This window comes from Marinomonas profundimaris, assembly GCF_000508165.1.
In the GTDB taxonomy this organism is placed as follows: Bacteria; Pseudomonadota; Gammaproteobacteria; order Pseudomonadales; family Marinomonadaceae; genus Marinomonas; species Marinomonas profundimaris.
On sequence record NZ_AYOZ01000052.1, the window covers coordinates 1 to 614 of the forward strand.

A 614-nucleotide genomic window follows, 5' to 3' on the forward strand; every position below is an offset into this window, starting at 1 on the left:
GCGGTGGCCAGTTTTACTTGACCACTACACAAGGGCTTCCATCGGGGTCTAATAAAATATTCCAAAGTTCGTCTTCAGCCCCTTCTCTACGGAGCAGATTTAACTCCTTATAAGAAGGCTCAATTACAATTCTATATTGTAATTTTGTAGGCGATACAATAATTGTTGCTCTTTGTATCTGGCTCGTATGCCAAACCTTACCTTCGAAGTAGCCTTTCATCCCCTCTAACCAATGACAAGTGAAATAGTTCCCGCACTTCGACCATAAAAAATACCCGCTCCAAATATAACCTCTTATAGTTTTAGAGTTTATAATGAGGTTATGGTAAGAATCCCCATGCGGAGGCTCACTTTTATACGGAAGAAGTATCTTTATCTCACAAGCAGGTGAAGTGCAGAAATAATCTCCGTATCCCCACCAACTTGACTCCCTTCCATCTTTAAATTTAATTTCTTCCATAAATTAATTTCTAACCCCTTAAAGGTCCGCTCACACATTTACACATTCATTGATACTAAAAGACTTTCTCGTTCCCTACCAGCCCAAACAACAACTAAAGCCCACGTCGGGGCTTTAGTTGCTTGCCGCTTAGAAGTCTACAAAGTTGCGTTGG

General features: G+C 40.7%; 1 protein-coding gene. It reads right to left on the reverse strand.

Annotation, left to right across the window (positions count from 1 at the left end; translation table 11 throughout):
* Positions 1-13 precede the first annotated feature (13 nt).
* On the reverse strand, positions 14-460 hold the full coding sequence (locus D104_RS33260) for a hypothetical protein (RefSeq protein ID WP_024024997.1): 447 nt from the start codon (positions 458-460) through the stop codon (positions 14-16).
* Between the last annotated feature and the right edge of the window lie 154 nt (positions 461-614).

Excerpts from the sequence above, each read along its gene's own strand:
- D104_RS33260 (WP_024024997.1), bottom strand. The coding sequence starts at position 460 with ATGGAAGAAATTAAATTTAAAGATGGAAGGGAGTCAAGTTGGTGGGGA.